At 64.5% G+C, this 19,304-nt stretch carries 17 protein-coding genes; 6 read left to right on the forward strand and 11 right to left on the reverse strand.

Features of this window, described 5'->3' with window-relative positions:
• Positions 1-33: 33 nt before the first annotated feature.
• The 3 genes from BLT50_RS16425 to BLT50_RS16435 all read right to left on the reverse strand — a co-directional run bounded on the left by BLT50_RS16425 (position 34) and on the right by BLT50_RS16435 (position 1,434).
• Positions 34-480 carry a helix-turn-helix transcriptional regulator gene (locus BLT50_RS16425; protein WP_245723428.1) on the reverse strand — a complete coding sequence of 149 codons (447 nt, stop codon included), beginning with the start codon at positions 478-480 and terminating at the stop codon, positions 34-36.
• Between the two features lie 91 nt (positions 481-571).
• Positions 572-1,108 carry a cytochrome b/b6 domain-containing protein gene (locus BLT50_RS16430; protein WP_090029965.1) on the reverse strand — a complete coding sequence of 179 codons (537 nt, stop codon included), beginning with the start codon at positions 1,106-1,108 and terminating at the stop codon, positions 572-574.
• Positions 1,109-1,164: 56 nt separating this feature from the next.
• Positions 1,165-1,434, reverse strand: a complete 270-nt coding sequence (locus tag BLT50_RS16435) for a PepSY domain-containing protein (protein ID WP_090029967.1) — start codon at positions 1,432-1,434, stop codon at positions 1,165-1,167.
• A 246-nt stretch (positions 1,435-1,680) separates the two neighbouring features.
• Here BLT50_RS16435 and ssb point away from each other — a divergent pair, with 246 nt between their 5' ends.
• Complete coding sequence (gene ssb, locus BLT50_RS16440) at positions 1,681-2,184, forward strand: single-stranded DNA-binding protein (RefSeq protein WP_090029969.1); 504 nt, start codon at positions 1,681-1,683, stop codon at positions 2,182-2,184.
• Positions 2,185-2,221: 37 nt separating this feature from the next.
• Here ssb and BLT50_RS19715 read toward each other — a convergent pair whose 3' ends face one another.
• A complete protein-coding gene (locus BLT50_RS19715; RefSeq protein WP_281241658.1) occupies positions 2,222-2,353 on the reverse strand; it encodes a hypothetical protein in 132 nt (43 codons plus the stop codon).
• 45 nt (positions 2,354-2,398) lie between these two features.
• Between BLT50_RS19715 and BLT50_RS16445 the strand changes: the two genes are divergently transcribed.
• Together BLT50_RS16445 and typA are read left to right on the forward strand one after the other, a co-directional pair.
• On the forward strand, positions 2,399-3,244 hold the full coding sequence (locus BLT50_RS16445; RefSeq protein WP_175491505.1) for a GNAT family N-acetyltransferase: 846 nt from the start codon (positions 2,399-2,401) through the stop codon (positions 3,242-3,244).
• Positions 3,245-3,326: 82 nt separating this feature from the next.
• Positions 3,327-5,144, forward strand: coding sequence for a translational GTPase TypA (gene typA, locus BLT50_RS16450; RefSeq protein ID WP_090029973.1), 1,818 nt, complete (start codon positions 3,327-3,329; stop codon positions 5,142-5,144).
• A gap of 12 nt (positions 5,145-5,156) precedes the next feature.
• Here the strand turns inward: typA and BLT50_RS16455 are convergent, their stop codons facing one another.
• The 4 genes from BLT50_RS16455 to recA form a co-directional block, all read right to left on the reverse strand.
• Entirely contained in the window at positions 5,157-5,702 is a 546-nt protein-coding gene (locus tag BLT50_RS16455; protein ID WP_090029975.1) for a histidine phosphatase family protein, read from the reverse strand.
• Between the two features lie 50 nt (positions 5,703-5,752).
• Complete coding sequence (locus tag BLT50_RS16460; protein WP_090029977.1) at positions 5,753-6,040, reverse strand: DUF1330 domain-containing protein; 288 nt, start codon at positions 6,038-6,040, stop codon at positions 5,753-5,755.
• Positions 6,041-6,045: 5 nt separating this feature from the next.
• Positions 6,046-8,709, reverse strand: a complete 2,664-nt coding sequence (gene alaS, locus BLT50_RS16465) for an alanine--tRNA ligase (RefSeq protein WP_090029979.1) — start codon at positions 8,707-8,709, stop codon at positions 6,046-6,048.
• Positions 8,710-8,862: 153 nt separating this feature from the next.
• Positions 8,863-9,939: a recombinase RecA gene (recA, locus tag BLT50_RS16470; RefSeq protein WP_090029980.1), complete on the reverse strand. Its 1,077-nt coding sequence runs from the start codon at positions 9,937-9,939 to the stop codon at positions 8,863-8,865.
• A gap of 203 nt (positions 9,940-10,142) precedes the next feature.
• Between recA and BLT50_RS16475 the strand changes: the two genes are divergently transcribed.
• Complete coding sequence (locus tag BLT50_RS16475) at positions 10,143-10,745, forward strand: gamma-glutamyl kinase (protein ID WP_090029983.1); 603 nt, start codon at positions 10,143-10,145, stop codon at positions 10,743-10,745.
• Positions 10,746-10,756: 11 nt separating this feature from the next.
• Here BLT50_RS16475 and BLT50_RS16480 read toward each other — a convergent pair whose 3' ends face one another.
• The 3 genes from BLT50_RS16480 to guaB form a co-directional block, all read right to left on the reverse strand.
• Positions 10,757-12,976, reverse strand: a complete 2,220-nt coding sequence (locus BLT50_RS16480; protein WP_090030111.1) for a hybrid sensor histidine kinase/response regulator — start codon at positions 12,974-12,976, stop codon at positions 10,757-10,759.
• A 178-nt stretch (positions 12,977-13,154) separates the two neighbouring features.
• Complete coding sequence (locus BLT50_RS16485) at positions 13,155-14,315, reverse strand: RsmB/NOP family class I SAM-dependent RNA methyltransferase (protein WP_090029985.1); 1,161 nt, start codon at positions 14,313-14,315, stop codon at positions 13,155-13,157.
• Positions 14,316-14,354: 39 nt separating this feature from the next.
• Positions 14,355-15,803, reverse strand: coding sequence for an IMP dehydrogenase (gene guaB, locus BLT50_RS16490; RefSeq protein WP_090029987.1), 1,449 nt, complete (start codon positions 15,801-15,803; stop codon positions 14,355-14,357).
• Between the two features lie 136 nt (positions 15,804-15,939).
• Between guaB and speB the strand changes: the two genes are divergently transcribed.
• Positions 15,940-16,899 (forward strand): agmatinase, encoded by a 960-nt coding sequence (speB, locus tag BLT50_RS16495; protein WP_090029989.1) that lies wholly within the window; start codon positions 15,940-15,942, stop codon positions 16,897-16,899.
• Between the two features lie 133 nt (positions 16,900-17,032).
• Positions 17,033-19,087 carry an ASKHA domain-containing protein gene (locus BLT50_RS16500; RefSeq protein ID WP_090029991.1) on the forward strand — a complete coding sequence of 685 codons (2,055 nt, stop codon included), beginning with the start codon at positions 17,033-17,035 and terminating at the stop codon, positions 19,085-19,087.
• Positions 19,088-19,304: the final 217 nt, after the last annotated feature.

Here is a 19,304-nt window from a genome sequence, read left to right on the forward strand (position 1 = left end):
GCAGTATACGCATTTCGCCTGTCACGAAAACCCTTAACGCTTAGACGGTCCCGGCCCGCGTGCCGCACCGTCGAGCAGTGGCGACTGCATCAGATCCTCGACCAGCAGGCTCAGCAGCGCGCCCCGACCGGACACACCTGCCTTGCGGTAAATCCCGTTCAGGTGCGCCTTGACCGTGCCTTCGGCCGATCCGCGCAGCTCGGCGATTTCGGTATTACTCATACCTTTGAGCGCAAAGGTCGCGACATCACGCTCGGCCGGGGTCAGCGCCCAGGTGTCGAAATAGGCTTCCATCACTTCGTGCAGCGCCCCCGCCGCGATCGACAGCCCGCGTTCGACATGCGCCTTGCGGCGAAGCAGCCGAAACAGATAGCGCAGTTCGAAAACGATACCGACGACAAGACCGAGTGCCGCCACCGTTTCTACGATCAGGTGCCAATCCTTGAACGCAAAGCGCCCGGCATCGGCAAAATCGCTCATGGCGTCTGTCAGAAAAAAGACGGCGCAAAAGGCCTGGACCAGTATCAACAGTACCAGCCCCAGCCCTTCGCGTCGTATCCGAGTCAGATTGTCACCCGTCAAAAGCGTCATCCGGCATTACCTTGGAGCCCGTCACCATCGCGCGCGGCAGGTTTACCCCCGTCCGGCAGCTTTCCACGATGACAGCCACCACATGAACGCCGGCGGACAGTCCTACCCACACAACCAGAACTTCGTGCAATTCTTCGACCCAGTCCACACCCCAGAAGGTCGCGGTCGTCATCATCCAGCCTGTCAGGCTGATCGCGGCGATGCCCACAAGCAGGTTCCAGATCATCCAGGCACCCAACGGGCTATGCCCCAAATGATGCCGCACGCGCCCGGTGGCCATGTCGCGCAACTGCCCGATCGCGCCGCTGAAGCTTGGCAAGAAATCGCTGAAACGCGCGTGACGCGACCCGATCAGCCCCCAGACCAGCCGCGCAGACAACAGCGCCACGATCACCCAGCCGATCTGTTCGTGCAGTTTGCTGTCCTCGTCGATTATCAGCGCATTCAGGACGAAGCCGCCCACAAGCGTCCAGTGGAACACCCGGATCAGCGGATCCCAGACCTTTTTTGTTACCATGGTTTCTTCTCCTGTGTTGCGGGGGCCGGCGAGATGCCGGCCCCCCGATGCCCGGATCAGTCGTCGACCTTGGTGCGGCTCACGGTCAGGTCGGGGTTGAGGTAGATTTCCAGCCGCTGACCGTCCTTGAGGGCGTAGACTTCGATCTCGCCATCTTCCATGTCGATCTTGCGCACTTCATACCCTTCGCCGGTCAGTTTCTCGGTGATCTGGGCGCGCTTTTCCTGCGTCAGCCCACGGTAATCGTCGCCGTCATCGGACGCGTGCGCCATCGGGGCGACCAGGGCCAGGGCTGCAATCAGGGGAATGGTCTTGAGCGATTTCATGGGTATCATCCTTTTGCATGTGTTTGAGTTGGTCTTACATCAGCCGGCACCAGCGCCGGTCTGACGGCTATCTCGGACCTGCCGGCCGCAAAAGGAATTGACCCGGGGGTGTAGCCCGGCCGACCACACCCGGCCTATAACCGGGGTTTAGAGCGAAAAACCGCGTAATTTCGGAAAAGTTTACCTTTCCTTCACGCACGCGGGATGATGTAACCTGCGCAAACACGACTCGACAGGAGGGATGGCATGGCCGGTTCGGTGAACAAGGTAATTCTGGTGGGCAACCTGGGACGCGACCCCGAGGTTCGTACGTTCCAGAACGGCGGCAAGGTCTGCAACCTGCGTATCGCCACCTCCGAAAACTGGAAAGACCGCAACACCGGCGAACGCCGCGAACGCACCGAATGGCATTCGGTCGCGATCTTTTCCGAACCGCTGGCGCGCATCGCCGAACAATACCTGCGCAAAGGCTCCAAGGTATATATCGAAGGCCAGCTCGAAACCCGCAAATGGCAGGACCAGTCGGGCCAGGACCGGTACACGACCGAGGTCGTGCTGCGTCCCTACCGGGGTGAGCTGACCCTGCTGGACAGCCGTGGCGATAGTGGCGGCGGCGGCGGCGGGAACTTTGGCGGAGGCCAGGGCGGCGACTACGGCGGGGATTACGGCGGCGGCTATGACAGCGGCGGATCGCAAGGCGGCGGGTCGCCCGCGCCCTCGCGCGACCTGGACGACGAAATCCCGTTCTGATCCACAGACCGCCCCCGATCCGGGGGCGGTTTTCGTTTCAGCCCCACACCATCTGGATCAGGCAGCCGCAGGGGATCGCGACCACGAGCGCCGACAGCGCGGCCAATTGCCATGTGGGGCGAGCGCGCGGGGCGCGAATCCCCATTACTTCCGGTCCTTTCCTGCTCATGCGCCGATTAAGCCGGAATTCACTTTCACATGGGTTAATCCACCCATGATGGATGGCAGCTTTCTCCAAAATTCCACCGCGGCGCATGTCCCGCTGCAGCAGCACCCCGCGCACCTGACCGCCTTGCGCATGATCGGAGCCGAGGCGCGCCGGGTCGACCTCGAAGATGGGGGACACGCCAACATCCTCCTGCGCCGCTTCGGCCCCTTGCAGCTTGCGCTGGTGCCACGCGGCCCGGTCTGGCCTGACGGTCGGCTGCCGCGACCCTCCGATCTCACGGCACTGCGCCGCCAACTGCCCGCGCTGATCGTCAACGCCGATACGCCGCTGCCGGTCAGCCCGCGGCTTTTGCCACTCTTCACGGCGCAATGGGTGGCCGAATGGGATATCGACCGCCCCCGTTCCGAGTTGCGCGCGCGCCTGCACCAGAAATGGCGCAACCGCCTGTGCCGGGCCGAGTCTGCGGAACTGGCGCTTCGCGACCAGCCAATGCCCGCGCGGCCGGATCACTGGCTTTTGCGGCTGGACGCCGCCCATGCCCGGCAGAAACGCTATGCAACCTGGCCCCCTGCCCTGATCGCGGCCCATGCGGCCGCCGGAAATGCCAGGTTGTTCACCGCCGGGCCCGACGCCGCGCCGGTGGCGGCCATGCTGTTTCTTGTTCATGGCCGGCGCGCCACCTATCAGGTGGGCTGGACCGGCGCGACGGGCCGCGCGCAGGATGCACATCGCCTGTTGATGTGGCACGCGGCGATGACACTGCGCGATCGGGGTGTGCAACGGCTCGATCTCGGCACGATCGACACCGACAGCGCGCCGGGTCTGGCGCGGTTCAAGCTGGGCACCGGCGCGGCCGCAAGGCCGCTTGGCCCTACGGTACTGGCGCTTTGACGCCGCAGCGCGGCGTTTTGCGGCTGGTATTTCCGTCGCACACAGGCTAGGCGGTCCGCGAACAGGCCCAAAGGACATGCGCATGGATCTTCGCAATATCGCCATTATCGCCCACGTCGACCACGGCAAGACCACCCTGGTGGACGAGTTGCTCAAGCAATCGGGGGCGTTCCGCGAAAATCAGGCCGTTGCCGAACGCGCGATGGACAGTAACGACCTGGAGCGTGAACGCGGCATCACCATCCTTGCCAAGGCCACCAGCGTGGAATGGAAAGGCACCCGCATCAACATCGTCGACACGCCCGGCCACGCCGATTTCGGCGGCGAGGTCGAACGCATCCTGTCGATGGTCGACGGCGTCGTCCTGCTGGTCGATGCCGCCGAAGGCCCGATGCCACAGACCAAGTTCGTGACATCCAAGGCACTGGCGCTGGGTCTGCGCCCGATCGTCGTGCTGAACAAGGTCGACAAGCCCGACGCCGAACCCGACCGCGCGCTGGACGAATGTTTCGACCTGTTCGCCAACCTCGGCGCGGACGAGGATCAGCTTGATTTCCCGCATCTCTACGCCTCGGGGCGCTCGGGCTGGGCCGATGCCGAACTGGACGGCCCGCGCAAGAACCTCGATGCGCTGTTCCAGCTTGTGGTCAACCACGTGCCTGCACCGCGCCAGATCAAGCACCAGGACGAACCGTTCCGCATGCTGGCCACCACGCTCGGATCGGACCCGTTCGTTGGCCGCATCCTGACCGGCCGGGTTGAATCGGGCCGCGCCAAGGTGGGCGCAACCGTGCAGGCGATCAGCCGCGTGGGCCAGAAGATCGAACAATTCCGCGTCACCAAGATCCAGGCTTTCCGCGGCCTTCAGATGCAGGACATCGACGAGGCCGTGGCCGGCGACATCGTCAGTCTTGCCGGGATGTCCAAGGCCACCGTGTCGGACACGATCTGCGCGCTTGCGGTCGAAGACCCGCTCGAGGCGCAGCCGATCGACCCGCCGACCATCACCGTCACCTTCGGCATCAACGACAGCCCGCTGGCCGGGCGCGACGGCAAGAAGGTGCAAAGCCGCGTGATCCGCGAACGCCTGCTGAAAGAGGCGGAATCGAACGTCGCGATCCGCGTCAAGGACACCCCCGGCGGCGAGGCGTTCGAGGTTTCGGGCCGCGGCGAATTGCAGATGGGCGTGCTGATCGAAAACATGCGCCGCGAAGGGTTCGAGCTGTCGATCTCCCGCCCGCAGGTGATCCTGCGTGAAGAGGACGGACAGAAACTGGAACCGGTCGAAGAGGTCACGATCGACGTCGATGACGACTATACCGGCGCGGTGATCGAAAAGATCACCGGCCCGCGCAAGGGCGAGCTGGCCGAGATGAAACCCGCAGGCGTCGGTAAGACGCGCATCATCGCGCATGTGCCGTCGCGCGGGCTGATCGGCTATCACGGCGAATTCCTGACCGACACGCGCGGCACCGGCGTTCTGAACCGCGTCTTCCACGGCTGGACCCCGCACAAGGGCGCGATCCCGGGCCGGCGCGCGGGCGTTCTGATCTCGATGGAGGATGGCGAGGCCGTGGCCTATGCGCTGTGGAACCTCGAAGAGCGCGGCCGCATGTTCATCGGCCCGCAGGAAAAGGTCTACCAGGGCATGATCATCGGCGAACACAGCCGCGACAACGATCTCGAGGTGAACCCGCTGAAGGGCAAGAAGCTGACCAACGTGCGGGCCAGCGGCACGGACGACGCGGTCCGGCTGACGCCCCATATCCAGTTCACGCTGGAAGAGGCGATTGCCTATATTAACGACGACGAACTGGTCGAGGTGACGCCGAACGCGATCCGTCTGCGCAAGCGGTATCTCGATCCGCACGAACGCAAGCGGATGTCGAAAACGATATAAGCCACCAGCAGGTTACGGGTCGATCAGGATGCGGCCCGTGACCTGCAGCGCGCCGTCGCGAAGCTCGGCCACGACGATCTCGCCCGACCGGGGGAAAACTCCGGTCAGCGCGGTGATGTTCACCTGGTGCGTCACCAGCATCAGCCGCGCGCCTTGCGCCCCAGCCAGCAGATCAAGCGTCGCCCGAGTCTGAGCCTCTTCGTTTTCGCGCGACTGAAAGAACGAATTGAGGGGCGGTTTTTCCGTCACCTCGCCAAGGTCCAGCAAACGGGCCGTGTCACGGCAGCGGCACCATTGGCTGGTCCACACGGCATCGAACGCGATCCCGCGTCCGCGCAAGGCTGCACCGATCCGGCGGGCCTGATCGCGGCCCCGATCATCCAGGTTTCGTTGCGTGGAGCAATCGGTCACATCGAACCGCGCAGGATCGCCCGTTCCGGGCGCCAGCGCATGACGCATGATGGCAATCGCGCCCGGCCGTTCCAGCGCGGCCCAGTCGTTGGCCGCCGCTATCGTGGGCAGCAGAAAGCAGAAAAAGGCAAACAGAAACCGGTGCATCGCATCCTCCTTTGGGATGCGAAGCTAGGGCCGCGCGGCCCGGCGACCAGTTACTCGCTGGTTTCGACGATCAGCAATTCCCGTTCGGACGCGCCGCGTGCGTGATCCAGCGCTTCCTGGTATTCGGGGCTGTGATAGCAGGCCTCGGCCGCTTCGACCGAAGGGAACTTCGCCACCACATTGCGCGGGCGTTCCTTGCCTTCAAGCTGCACGAAACGGCCGCCGCGGGCGATGAACTGCCCGCCATGCTTGGCGATGGCGGGGCCGGCCAGCTTGGCGTATTTGCCATAGGCCTCGTCGTCGGTGACGGTCACATGGGCGATCCAGAGTGCGGGCATCAGTCTTATCCTCCGATGACGGCCTTGGCGGCCGCGATTGCCTGGGGCGCGTTGGCGGCGTCCTTGCCACCACCCTGCGCCATGTCGGGACGGCCACCGCCGCCCTTGCCACCCAGCGCCTCAACCGCCGCCTTGACCAGGTCGACCGCCGACAGTTTTCCGGTCAGGTCATCGGTGACGCCTGCTGCCACGGCGGCCTTGCCGCCCGTGTCGGCAATCAGAAGCACCGCGCCCGAGCCGATCCGCGCCTTGTGTTCGTCGATCAGCGCGGGCAGGTCTTTGCCGCTGACGCCCTGCAGGCTCTGAGCAAGGAATTTCACGCCCGCGACCTCTTCGGCCTCGGCTCCGCCGCCCTGCCCCGCGCCGCCGGCCATCGCCAGTTCGCGCCGCAATTGGGCGACCTCGTTTTCCAGCCGCTTGCGTTCGTCCAGAACGGCACGCACGCGCGCGGCCACGTCACCCGGCGCGGTGCGCAACTCGGCCGCGGCAGCCGCAAGCTGTGCGGATTGCGCATGCAGATGCGCCAGTGCCGGCGCACCGGTCAGGGCCTCGATCCGGCGCACGCCCGCGCTGCTGGCGCTGTCGCCCAGCAGGACGAACATACCGATATCGCCGGTCTGGCGCACATGGGTACCGCCGCACAGCTCGATCGAATAGGTCTTGCCGTCGGCGCCCTTGCCGGTGCCGTCCAGCGCACCCATCGACACGACGCGCACTTCGTCGCCGTATTTTTCACCGAACAGCGCCTGCGCCCCGATCTCGCGCGCATCATCCGGCGTCATGATCCGGGTGGTGACGGGGCTGTTCTGGCGGATGAAGGCGTTCACCTCGTCCTCGACCTGCACAAGCTCCTGCTCGGACAGGGCCTTGGCGTGGCTGAAATCGAAGCGCAGCCGGTCTTCGGCGTTCAAACTGCCGCGCTGTGCGACGTGATCGCCAAGAGCACGGCGCAATGCCTCGTGCAGAAGGTGCGTGGCCGAGTGGTTGGCCCGAATCGCAGTGCGCCGGGCATGATCGACCTCGAGAACCGCCGCGGAACCGCGCGCGATCTCACCGTCTTCGACTTCGGCGATGTGGATGAACACGCCCGCCACCTTGCGCGTATCGGTCACACGGGCACGGCCCGTTTCGGTGCGGATGAGTCCGGTGTCGCCGACCTGACCGCCGGATTCGGCGTAAAACGGCGTCTGGTTCATCACGATCTGCACGGCCTGGCCCTTGGCGGCGCTTTGCACCTCGGCCCCGTCCTGCACCAGCGCCATCACCTGGCCCTCGGCGGTTTCGGTGTCGTAGCCCAGGAAATCGGTCGCGCCGTGGGTTTCGCCCAAATCGTACCAGATCGCAGCATCCGCCGCCTCACCCGACCCGGCCCATGCGGCACGCGCCTTTGCCTTTTGCTCGGCCATGGCGGCGTCGAACCCGTCGGTATCGACGGTCCGGCCCTTTTCGCGCAGCGCGTCCTGCGTCAGATCCAGCGGGAAACCATAGGTGTCATAGAGTTTGAAGGCCGCCTCGCCCGGCAGCGCTGCGCCGTCGGGCAGAGACGACAATTCGTCATCCAGCAGCTTCAGCCCGCGGTCCAGCGTCTGCTTGAAGCGGGTTTCCTCCAGCTTCAACGTCTCTTCGATCAGCGCCTGCGCACGGTTCAGCTCCGGGTAAGCCGCACCCATCTGGTTGACCAGCGACGGCACCAGCCGGTGCATCAGCGGATCCTTCGCACCCAAAAGGTGGGCGTGGCGCATGGCGCGGCGCATGATCCGGCGCAGAACATAGCCGCGGCCGTCATTCGATGGCATCACGCCGTCCGCGATCAGGAACGAGGTCGACCGCAGGTGATCCGCGATCACCCGGTGATGCACGCTGCCCGGCCCGTCCGGGTCGGTGCTGGTGGCGTCGGCGCTTGCCTCGATCAGGCTGCGGATCAGGTCGGTCGCGTAGTTGTCGTTGGTGCCCTGCAACAGCGCGGCCACCCTTTCGATCCCCATCCCGGTGTCGATCGACTGGTTCGGCAGCTCGGTCCGGCTGCCATCCTCGAACTGCTCGTATTGCATGAAGACGAGGTTCCAGATCTCGACGAACCGGTCGCCGTCTTCCTCGGGCGATCCCGGAGGGCCGCCCCAATACTTGTCGCCATGATCGAAGAAGATCTCCGAACAGGGGCCGCAGGGGCCGGTCGGCCCCATCATCCAGAAATTGTCGTCCGTGGGGATGCGGATGATGCGGTCGTCGGACAGGCCGGCCACCTTTTTCCAGATGTCCGCCGCCTCGTCATCGGTGTGATAGACGGTCACCAGCAGCCGGTCCTTGGGGATATCGAGCTCCTTGGTGATCAGCTCCCACGCAAAGGGGATGGCGTTTTCCTTGAAATAGTCGCCAAAGCTGAAATTCCCCAGCATCTCGAAAAACGTATGGTGGCGCGCGGTATAGCCCACATTGTCCAGATCGTTGTGCTTGCCGCCGGCACGCACGCATTTCTGCGCCGTCGTCGCGCGCTTGTAATCGCGGTGTTCGACCCCGGTGAACAGGTTCTTGAACTGCACCATGCCCGAATTCGCGAACATCAGGGTCGGGTCGTTGCGCGGCACCAGCGGGCTGGACGGCACGATCTCGTGCCCCTGCTTGGCGAAGTAGTTCAAAAAGGTCGAGCGGATGTTGTTCAGCGTCGGCATGATGGGCGGTCTCTGGCCTTGTCATTTGCGGGTTTGCGCAGATGTATCCTTGCCATTGCGCGCTGTCCATAACGGGTTGGGATTTCTTCGCCCCGTCAACGAAAAGGGCGCCTGCCCGGCGCCCTTTGGATACGTGTCAAACGGGTGATGCGGTCAGCCTTCGAAAACGTCGTCGTCTTCGGCCTCGTGATCGCCTGCGGCCATATCGAACTCAAGCCCGTGCGCGGCGCGGATCTTGTCTTCGATCTCCAGCGCCATGGCGGCATTTTCCTTGAGGAAGGTCTTGGCGTTCTCACGCCCCTGGCCGATGCGTTCGTCACCGTAGCTGAACCATGCACCCGATTTTTCGACCACCCCGGCCTTGACGCCCAGATCCAGCAATTCGCCGGTTTTCGAAATGCCCTCGCCATACATGATGTCGAATTCAACCTGCTTGAAGGGGGGGGCGACCTTGTTCTTGACCACTTTCACGCGGGTTGCGTTGCCGACCACTTCGTCCCGGTCCTTGATCGCGCCGATGCGGCGGATATCCAGGCGCACCGAAGAATAGAACTTCAGCGCGTTGCCGCCGGTCGTGGTTTCGGGGCTGCCAAACATGACGCCGATCTTCATGCGGATCTGGTTGATGAAGATCACCATGCAGTTGCTGCGGCTGATCGAGCCGGTCAGCTTGCGCATTGCCTGGCTCATCAGGCGGGCCTGAACGCCCACATTGCTGTCGCCCATATCGCCTTCGAGTTCGGATTTCGGCGTAAGCGCGGCGACCGAGTCGACTACAACCATGTTGACGGCGCCCGAACGTACCAGCGTATCGACGATCTCCAGCGCCTGTTCACCGGTATCGGGCTGGCTGATCAGCAACTCGTCCAGATCGACACCCAACTTCTTGGCATACTGCGGATCGAACGCGTGCTCGGCGTCCACGAAGGCGCAGACGCCGCCCTTTTTCTGCTCTTCCGCGATGCAATGCAGCGTCAGCGTCGTCTTGCCCGAGGATTCGGGGCCGTAAATCTCGATGATACGGCCCTTGGGCAGGCCGCCGATGCCCAGCGCGATGTCCAGGCCCAGCGATCCGGTCGACGTGGCCTCGATATCGCGGACGGGATTGTCGCTGCCCATCTTCATGATCGAACCCTTGCCGAATTGCCGTTCGATCTGGGCAAGCGCGCTGTCGAGCGCCTTTTGCTTGTCGGCGTTTTTCTTGCTGTCCATGCTGAGAAGATCTGCCATTGTGGTTGCTCCGATCCGTTATTCCACACCCTGTCGGGGGCGGCAACACTTGCCTGTTGTTCACATATTGTTCCTGATCCCCTTATGAGATCAAAAGCAGAACATTTCAACCGAAATGTTGTACATTTCCAGATTTGGCGGTTTTGGTTAAAAACTCTTTAAGGTGCGCAGGGCGATACGGGCGACAAAAGGCGGGCAGCGGTATGTTGGTGTTCTGGAAACAGAAATTGGTGTTTCTTTCGGTGCCCAAAACCGGGACCACCGCCTATCAGGAGGCGCTGGCCCCCCTCGCCTCGATGGTGATTCTCGACCCGCCCGAACTGAAACATGCGCCGCTTTACCGCTATAATCGGTTCTTCCGGCCGATGTTCGAAAAGGCGTGCCGCACCGATGACATGGAAACCCTGGCGGTGATGCGCGAACCGATCTCGTGGCTGGGCAGCTGGTACCGGTATCGCCGGCGCCCGTTCATGCAGGGGCGGTCCAATGCGACCTTCGATGTCAGCTTCGACGATTTCGTCGAAGGCTACATGCAGGGCAATCCGCCCGGCTTCGCAAATGTCGGCAGCCAGGCCAAGTTCCTCGAGCCGCGCCCCAATGGCACGGCTGTCACGCATCTTTTCCGCTACGAAGACCAGGCCGGGCTGATCGCCTTTCTCGAACAGCGGCTGGACACGACCATCACGCTGCCCCGCGCCAATGTCTCGCCCGAGATGACGTTGACGCTATCGCCGCAGGTCGAACGCAAGCTGCGCCGGAAAAAGGCCGAAGAGTTCGATCTTTACGCCTCGATCCCCGTTCGGTGAGGCACGGGATGTCAATGCATCTGGCGCTGCACCGTTTCGGTCAGATCGTTGAGAGAGAAAGGCTTGGGAAGAAAGACGGAATTGGGCAAGTCCTTTTGCGCCTCGCCAAAGCTTTCCTCCGCATATCCCGACACAAACACCACCTGCACGTCAGGCCGGTCGCGCAGCGCCTCGCGCACCCAGCTTGGCCCGTCGCGTCCCGGCATCACGACATCCGTCACGAACAGGTCCACTTCGAGTGCCGGATCGCGTAGCAGTTCCAGCGCGGCCTCGGCCGACTCCGCCTCGATCACCGTGTAGCCGCGCAACCGCAGGGCCCGCGCCGCAAAGGCGCGCACGGGCGCCTCGTCCTCGACCAGCAGGATCACCCCGTCGGCCGGTTTCGCGGGCACCGACGGTTTGTGCACAGCAGGCGCGACGTCGCGGCCCGAATCCTCCAACGCGGGGAAATACAGCGTGAAACACGCGCCCTGCCCCGGCGTGCTGTCGACAAAGATGTAGCCGCCGCTTTGCTTGACGATGCCATAGACCGTCGACAGGCCAAGCCCGGTGCCCTGCCCGACGGCCTTTGTGGTGAAAAACGGCTCGAACACCTTTTGCCGCACGTCGTCATCCATGCCGCCGCCATCGTCGCTGACGCGGATCGTGACATAGCGGCCCGCCGGCACCGTCGCACGATCGCGCGACAGGGGGGCATCCAGCCGCAGGCAATCGGTTTCGATACGGATTTCGCCGCCTTGCGGCATGGCATCGCGCGCGTTCACGACAAGGTTCATCAACACCTGCTCAAGCTGCCGTTTGTCCACGCGGATCGGGCGCAGCGCCGGATCGTGGATCAGCGACAGCGTCACCCGTTCGCCAACCAGCCGGTTCAGCAGATGCGCCAGGTCGGCCAGCGTGTTGCGGATATCCACCGTTTCGGGCTGCAGGGTCTGCTTGCGTGAGAACGCCAGCAACTGCCCCACAAGCGCGGCCGCCCGGTTGGCGTTCTGGTTGATCTGAACGAGGTCGGCATAATCCGGGTCGCCCTGGTCGTGGCGCAGCAACAGCAGGTCGCAATGCCCGGTTATCGCGGTCAGCAGGTTGTTGAAATCGTGGGCGACACCACCGGCCAGTTCACCGATCGCCTGCATCTTCTGGCTCTGCACGAATTGCGCCTCGAGGGTCTTGAACTCGGTCGCGTCCGACAACACCGCCATAAGCTCGGCCTGCCCGGTGTCCCCGGTGGCGTGCAGCGCCACCTGTACGAACACCTCGCGGTCGGATCGGGCCAGTCGCAGAAACTCCGAATGGCGGGGCAACCGGCCGGCCAGTGCATCCGCGATCCAGTCCGAGATCGAGCGGCCCAACCCCTCCATCAGCGAAGACAGGGGCTGACCCTCGCAATCCATCCTTCCCAGAAGCTCCAGCGCCATGCGGTTGGCGCGCCTGACATGCCCGCGGGCATCGACCTGCACCAGCGCGACGGGCAATGTGTCGAAGAATTCGTTCGTCGCCGGCGTTTTCCGCATGTCGGCCGGCGGCGGCAAAAGAAATATCTCGCGCCGGCCTGCAACCCCTTCGGATTGGGCGATCAGGCAATCGATGCCACCTTCGGCGGTGCTGACCTTCTGGACGTGCCCGGGCCTGAGCGGAAGGTCCGGGAAAATCCGGTCGAGCGATTTGTGCCGATCGCCGATCAGACGGCGCGCGGCGTCGTTCATCGACAGCACCGTGCCGCTGCGCCCGACCGTCAGCAACGGCAGCGCGACCGACCCGCGCCCGCCCGCCACGCGGTCGGCCATGTCTTCGAGACGCCAGAGAAAGGCATTCGGTTCCAGCCGGTGGGCCGAGATCCGGGTATGCCCACGCCGCGAAACGACGTCTTCGCCGGCGTGGCCGTCGCTTGCCGCCTTGGTCTGGAGGCGGAAAAGCACGGCCCCCGGATTGGCGAAACTTCGCTCCAGCGCCCCGGCCATCGTGTTTGCACCGCCCGCAAGCTTTTCCGCGGCAGCGTTGCGGCTGCGGATCGCGCCGTCGCCATCGGTGACAAAGGTCGGCAGAACGTCGTTGTCGACAAACCCTTTCACAAGGTCGAGCGCGCGGTTCTTTCGCCTTTCATGCAGCCATACGCCGATCCCGGCGACTGCAAAAGCCGAAAGCAATGTGGCCCCCATCGTCAGGCTGCCCAGCGCAAGCGCCCGGTTTGGCAGGCTCCAGGCGGCCATGAGGCAGATGCACCCAAGCAGCATAACGACACCGCCGCGCTGCAGCACGCGAGCCGCACCGCGCGTGAATGGACCTTGGGAAATCACGGTGTCGGCCAAGTCGCTGCCCCCGATGCAATCTGTATCGGCGCATTAAGGCGCGCGATGCGTTAACCGGGGTTTAACACGGCAGAAAATCTCTCTGAAGTTGTATTTCTGACGCCTACTTCGCCAAAACAGCCAGGTAAAAGCCGTCGCCTTCGGCACCCGGCAACCAACGGCGCTCGTGGACAAGGCGCCAGTCTTTCCGCCGTTGCAGGAACGCCTCCACTCTTTGCGAGTTCTCGCATTCCAGGAGAGAACATGTCGCATAGGCCAGCACGCCCTCGGGCGCAACGAGCGGGGCGACTTGCTCAAGAATGCGGTCCTGCGTGGTATTCAACGCTTCCAGCTTGTCGGGCGTCAGCGTCCACTTGCCTTCCGGCGCTCGGCGCCACGCACCGCTGCCTGAACAGGGCACATCGACCAGGACAAGATCATAGGGTGCGGCCGCCTCGACCTCGGCGTTACCGGCAAGGCGGATGTCGGCACCGGCCCGGGCGGCACGCGCGGGGATATCCTTCATCCGGTCCGGCGCGGCGTCATGGGCCAGAACCGGGCACCCGAACCGCGCGGCCAGGGCCAGCGCCTTGCCACCACCACCAGCACAAAAATCCAAAATCTTTCGGGAGCTTACATCCGGTATTTCATGCACCATCGCCTGGCTGGAGCCGTCCTGCAATTCGACCAACCCGGCCGTATAGGGGGCCGACTGGGCAATGCGCCGCGCACCTTCGGTGACGATCAGGGCCGTGGGGGCGCTGGCCGCGTTCATGGCGGCAATGCCCGCTTCGGCCAGGGCGCCGCGTGCTGCGTCACGTGTGCCGCGCAGGGTGTTGACGCGCAGCATGACCGGCGCGCGATGGCGCAGGGTTTCGGCCACATCGGATGCCGCGTCGCCAAGGCTTTGTTGCCAAAGCGGCAAAAGCCAGTCGGGCAGATCCAGCGCATCCGCCCCCTGCGGTTCGGTGCCGGCTTCCAATTCTTGCGCGCTCAGCGGTGCCGGTGCGTGGCCTGCGCCGTTGAATAGCGCGGCCAGATCGGCGCCTTCCTCGCGCAAGAGGCCGATCATCCGCGCCCGGCCGGTATCCGCGCCCCCACGCACCGCACAAGACCGCCAGCGCCGCAGGGCATCGAACACATGATCCCGGACCGCCGCGCGGTCCTTGGACCCGGCAAAGCGCGAGGCGCGCGCCCATCGGGTCAGCGCAACCTCGGCCGGGGTGCCGTCACGCACGGTATCGAGGATCCCGGCCGCTGCCTCCACGCGCGCGCCCGGCGTCAAATCCGCACCTCAAGACCAGCCTGCAACCCCATGATAAAGTTACATGATCCGGTAGTTCGGGCTTTCGCGCGTGATCTGCACGTCATGGACATGGCTTTCCTTCAGTCCGGCGCCGGTGATCTTGACGAAACGGCAGTTGCTGCGCATTTCCTCGACCGTGGCACAACCGGTATAGCCCATCGCAGCGCGCAGGCCGCCCACCAGCTGGTGGATCACCGCGCCTGCCGACCCCTTGTAGGGCACTTGCCCTTCAATGCCTTCGGGCACGAGCTTGTCGCTGGCGGCGTCCTTCTGGAAATACCGGTCGGCGGAGCCGCGCGCCATCGCGCCCAGGCTGCCCATGCCGCGATAGGCCTTGAACGACCGGCCCTGGTACAGGATCACCTCGCCGGGGGATTCGTCGGTGCCCGCGATCATGCTGCCCACCATCGCGCAGGACGCGCCCGCCGCGATCGCCTTGGCGAAATCGCCCGAGAACTTGATGCCGCCATCGGCAATGACCGGCACGTCGCCCGCGGCGGCCGCGCAATCCATGATCGCGGTCATCTGCGGCACGCCCACGCCGGCCACCATCCGCGTCGTGCAGATCGAGCCCGGCCCGATCCCCACCTTGATCGCGTCCGCGCCCGCATCGATCAGCGCCCGTGTCGCCTCGGATGTGGCAACGTTGCCCGCGATCACCTGCACCTCGTTCGACAGCTTCTTGACCCGGCCGACCGCGTCCAGCACGCCCTGGCTGTGACCGTGGGCGGTATCGACCACGATGATGTCGCAGCCCGCATCGACCAGAGCCTCGGACCGTTCGAACCCGGAATCGCCCACGCCGGTCGCCGCGGCGACGCGCAGACGTCCCAACTGGTCCTTGCATGCCGTCGGGTTCAGCACCGCCTGCTCGGTATCCTTAAGCGTCAGAAGGCCGGTCAGCTTGCCGTCCTTGTCGGTGACCAGCAGCTTTTCGATCCTGCGGGCCTTCATAAGGCTGATCGCCTCTTCGCGGTCAGCCGGTTCGCGCAGGATCGCCAGGTTGTCGGCGGTCATCATCACCCGCACCGGCGTGTCGTCCTTTTCGGCGAACCGCATGTCGCGGTTGGTCACGATGCCGACGACGCGGTGCTTTTCATCGACCACGGGAAACCCGGTGAACCCATACCGCTCGGTCAGCGCCTTGGCGTCGGCCAGCGTCTGGTTCGGGGTCAGCGTGACGGGGTTGTAGACGATGCCGGATTCGAACCGTTTCACGCGGCGCACCTCGCGGGCCTGTTCATCGACCGTCAGGTTCTTGTGAATGACGCCGATACCGCCGGCCTGCGCCATGGTGATCGCCATGTGGCTTTCGGTGACCGTGTCCATCGCCGAGCTCAGCAATGGAATGTTCATCGAAATGGATTTGGTCACTTTCGTGCGCGTATCCGCCGTCGATGGCAGCACGGACGACGCGGCGGGAACAAGCAGAACATCATCGAAGGTCAGGGCCTCGCGAATCTCCATGGGGCAACTCCTTGGGAGGGGTTCGGTTGGCACGTCCCTATCGCATGGATGCGCGCCGGTGGAAAGCCCGATTCCCGCTTGCCCGCTGCGACAATCGCGGCCAATCTCGCGGCCGGAACAAAAAGGAGCGCAAGATATGGCTGGGCACGGGTATCAAGACGGGCGGCTCGACCTGCCATTCGTGGGCATTTCGACCTTCGGCAAACGCCCCTATGTCAGCGACTGGTCCACGATCGACGCCGATATCGCGATCCTTGGCGCGCCGTTCGATTTCGGCACCCAATGGCGTGCAGGCGCCCGGTTCGGGCCGCGCGGCGTGCGCGAGGCCTCGACGCTGTTTTCCTTCGGCCACGCGGGTGCCTACGATCACGAGGACGACGTGACCTACCTTCCCGGCTCGGTGCGGATCGTGGATATCGGTGACGCCGACATCGTGCATACCGACACAAGCAAGAGCCACGCCAATATCGAAACCGGCGTGCGCGCGATCCTGGACGCCGGTGCGCTGCCGGTGGTGATCGGCGGCGATCATTCCATCAACATTCCCTGCATCGAGGCGTTCGAAGGCCGGGGCGACATCCACATCCTGCAGATCGACGCGCATCTCGATTTCGTCGACGAACGCCACGGCGTGACGCGCGGCCATGGCAATCCGATGCGCCGCGCGGCAGAAAAACCCTATGTCACCGGGCTGACCCAGGTGGGTATCCGCAATGTCAGTTCCACCGCGAAAGAAGGTTACGACGCCGCGCGCGCAATGGGCTCGGACATTCTCAGTGTGCGCCAGGCCCGCAATCTCGGCCCGCAGACGGTGATAGACCGCATCCCGCAAGGCGCACGCGTCTATGTCACTGTGGATATCGACGGCTTCTGCCCCTCGATCGCACCGGGCACCGGCACGCCCAGCCATGGCGGGTTTCTCTACTACGAAGTGCTGGAGATGATGCAGGCCCTCGCAAGGCGGCACGAGGTCGTGGGCATCGACCTTGTCGAGGTCGCCCCCGATTACGATCCGACCGGCTCGACCTCGATCCTGGCGGCACAGCTTTTGCTAAATACGCTGGGCTTCATCTTTCACGCGCGCGGTTTTTCCTGAACCGGATCGAACATCATCTGGAAAAGATTTCAGCCGCATCTGCCGCCCAAGGCGCGAAAAATGACGTTTGCCGCCTTTCGCACGGCGCCTCAGCGTCTATGTTCTGCGCAAGCGCGAACAAGCAGGGCCAGACATGAGCACCGATCCCTCCAAAGATCCCCTTGTCATCTTCACGCCTTCGGGCAAACGCGGGCGGTTCGCCAGGGGCACCCCGATCCTGACGGCGGCCCGGCAACTGGGCGTCGATCTCGACAGCGTCTGCGGCGGGCGCGGCATCTGTTCGAAATGCCAAGTCACGCCGTCCTATGGCGAATTTTCCAAACATGGCGTCACCGTCGCCGATGACGCGCTGTCGGAATGGAACGCGGTCGAGGAACGCTACCAGCAGAAACGCGGGTTGAAACCGGGCCGGCGTCTGGGCTGCCAGGCCACGGTGCAGGGCGATGTCGTGATCGACGTGCCCCCCGAAAGCCAGGTCCACCGCCAGGTCGTGCGCAAGGCCGCATCGGCCCGCGCGATCACGATGGACCCGGCCACGCGGCTCTATTTCGTCGAGGTGCAGGAACCCGACATGCACGAGCCCACCGGCGATCTCGAACGCCTCGAACGCGCGTTGGGCGAACAATGGGAAATCGGCGAGATCACCGCCGATCTCAGCGTTCTGGGCAAGCTCCAGCCGACCCTGCGCAAGGGCAAGTGGCAGGTCACCGTCGCGCTTTACCACGATCACACCGGCGGCCCCGCGCGCCTGATCGACATCTGGCCGGGCCTGCACGAGGGCGGCATCTACGGCCTGGCGATCGACCTCGGCTCGACCACCATCGCGGGCCATCTGTGCAATCTGGACACCGGCGAGGTTCTGGCCTCGTCAGGGTTGATGAACCCGCAGATCCGCTTTGGCGAAGACCTGATGAGCCGGGTCAGCTATGCCATGATGAATCCCGGCGGCGACGCCGAAATGACCCGCACGGTGCGCGAGGCGCTGAACGCGCTGGCGCAGGAACTGGCCGACGAGGCGTCGATCGACGCCACGCTGATCTGCGAGATCACGCTGGTCTGCAATCCGGTGATGCACCACCTCGCGCTGGGGATCGACCCGGTCGAACTGGGCCAGGCACCGTTTGCGCTGGCGACCTCGGACAGCCTGTCGCTGCCGGCCCGCGAACTGGACATGACCGCGATCAACCCCCGCGCCCGCACCTATGTGCTGCCCTGCATCGCGGGCCATGTGGGCGCAGATGCCGCCGCCGTGGCGCTGTCGGAAGAACCCGACAAATCCGAAGACCTCGTGCTGGTCTGCGATGTCGGCACAAATGCCGAGATCCTTCTGGGCAACAAGACACGCGTGCTGGCCTGCTCTTCGCCCACCGGACCGGCCTTCGAAGGCGCGCAGATCAGCTCGGGCCAGCGCGCCGCCCCCGGCGCCATCGAACGGATCGAGATCGACCCCGCCACAAAGGAACCGCGCTTTCGCGTGATCGGGGTCGAGCTGTGGTCGGACGAGGACGGGTTCGACGCCGCCGTGGCCGAAACCGGCATCACCGGCATCTGCGGATCGGGCATCATCGAGGCGGTGGCCGAGATGCGCATGGCGGGCCTTCTCGACCCGTCCGGGCTGATCGGGTCGGCGGCACAGACAGGCACGCCGCGCTGCGTGGCCGATGGGCGGACGCATTCCTACGTCATCCATGACGGCACCGCCGAGGGCGGCCCCCTGATCAGCGTGACGCAGGGCGATATCCGCGCGATCCAGCTGGCGAAATCGGCGCTTTACGCCGGTGCGCGGTTGTTGATGGACGAAATGGGCGTCGACCGGGTCGACCGCGTGGTTCTGGCTGGCGCCTTCGGCGCGCATATCAGCCCCAAGCACGCGATGGTGCTGGGCATGATCCCCGACGTGCCGCTCGACCGCGTGACAAGCGCGGGCAACGCGGCGGGCACCGGCGCGCGCATCGCGCTGCACAACGTCGCCGCCCGCGCCGCGATTGAAAAGACAGTGCGCGAGATCACCAAGGTCGAAACCGCGATCGAGCCGAAATTCCAGGAACATTTCGTCGCCGCCAACGCGATCCCGCACGCGACCGACCCGTTCCCGGAACTGTCGGCCGTGGTGCCCCTGCCCGCTGTCAGCTTCAACACCGGCGGCGGCGACGCCGAAGGCGGCCGCAGACGCCGGCGGCGGGGATAGCGCGTCACTGCGCCTGAACTTCCGCGCTCCACTCGCGAAAGCAGCCAACAGCAGGCTTGCCTTCTGAGCGGACAGTCATGCGTCGTTATCAAGCGTCAGCATCGTTCCCTTGGCAGGTTGTCGTTACGGCAATCCCGGTTTTCTGAATTGATCCGGATCAAGGCATGTCGGTTTTTCGTCAGTGTTCACTGATCCATGAAGATTTTCTGCGAAACAC

Source organism: Lutimaribacter saemankumensis, from assembly GCF_900100005.1.
In the GTDB taxonomy this organism is placed as follows: domain Bacteria; phylum Pseudomonadota; class Alphaproteobacteria; order Rhodobacterales; family Rhodobacteraceae; genus Lutimaribacter; species Lutimaribacter saemankumensis.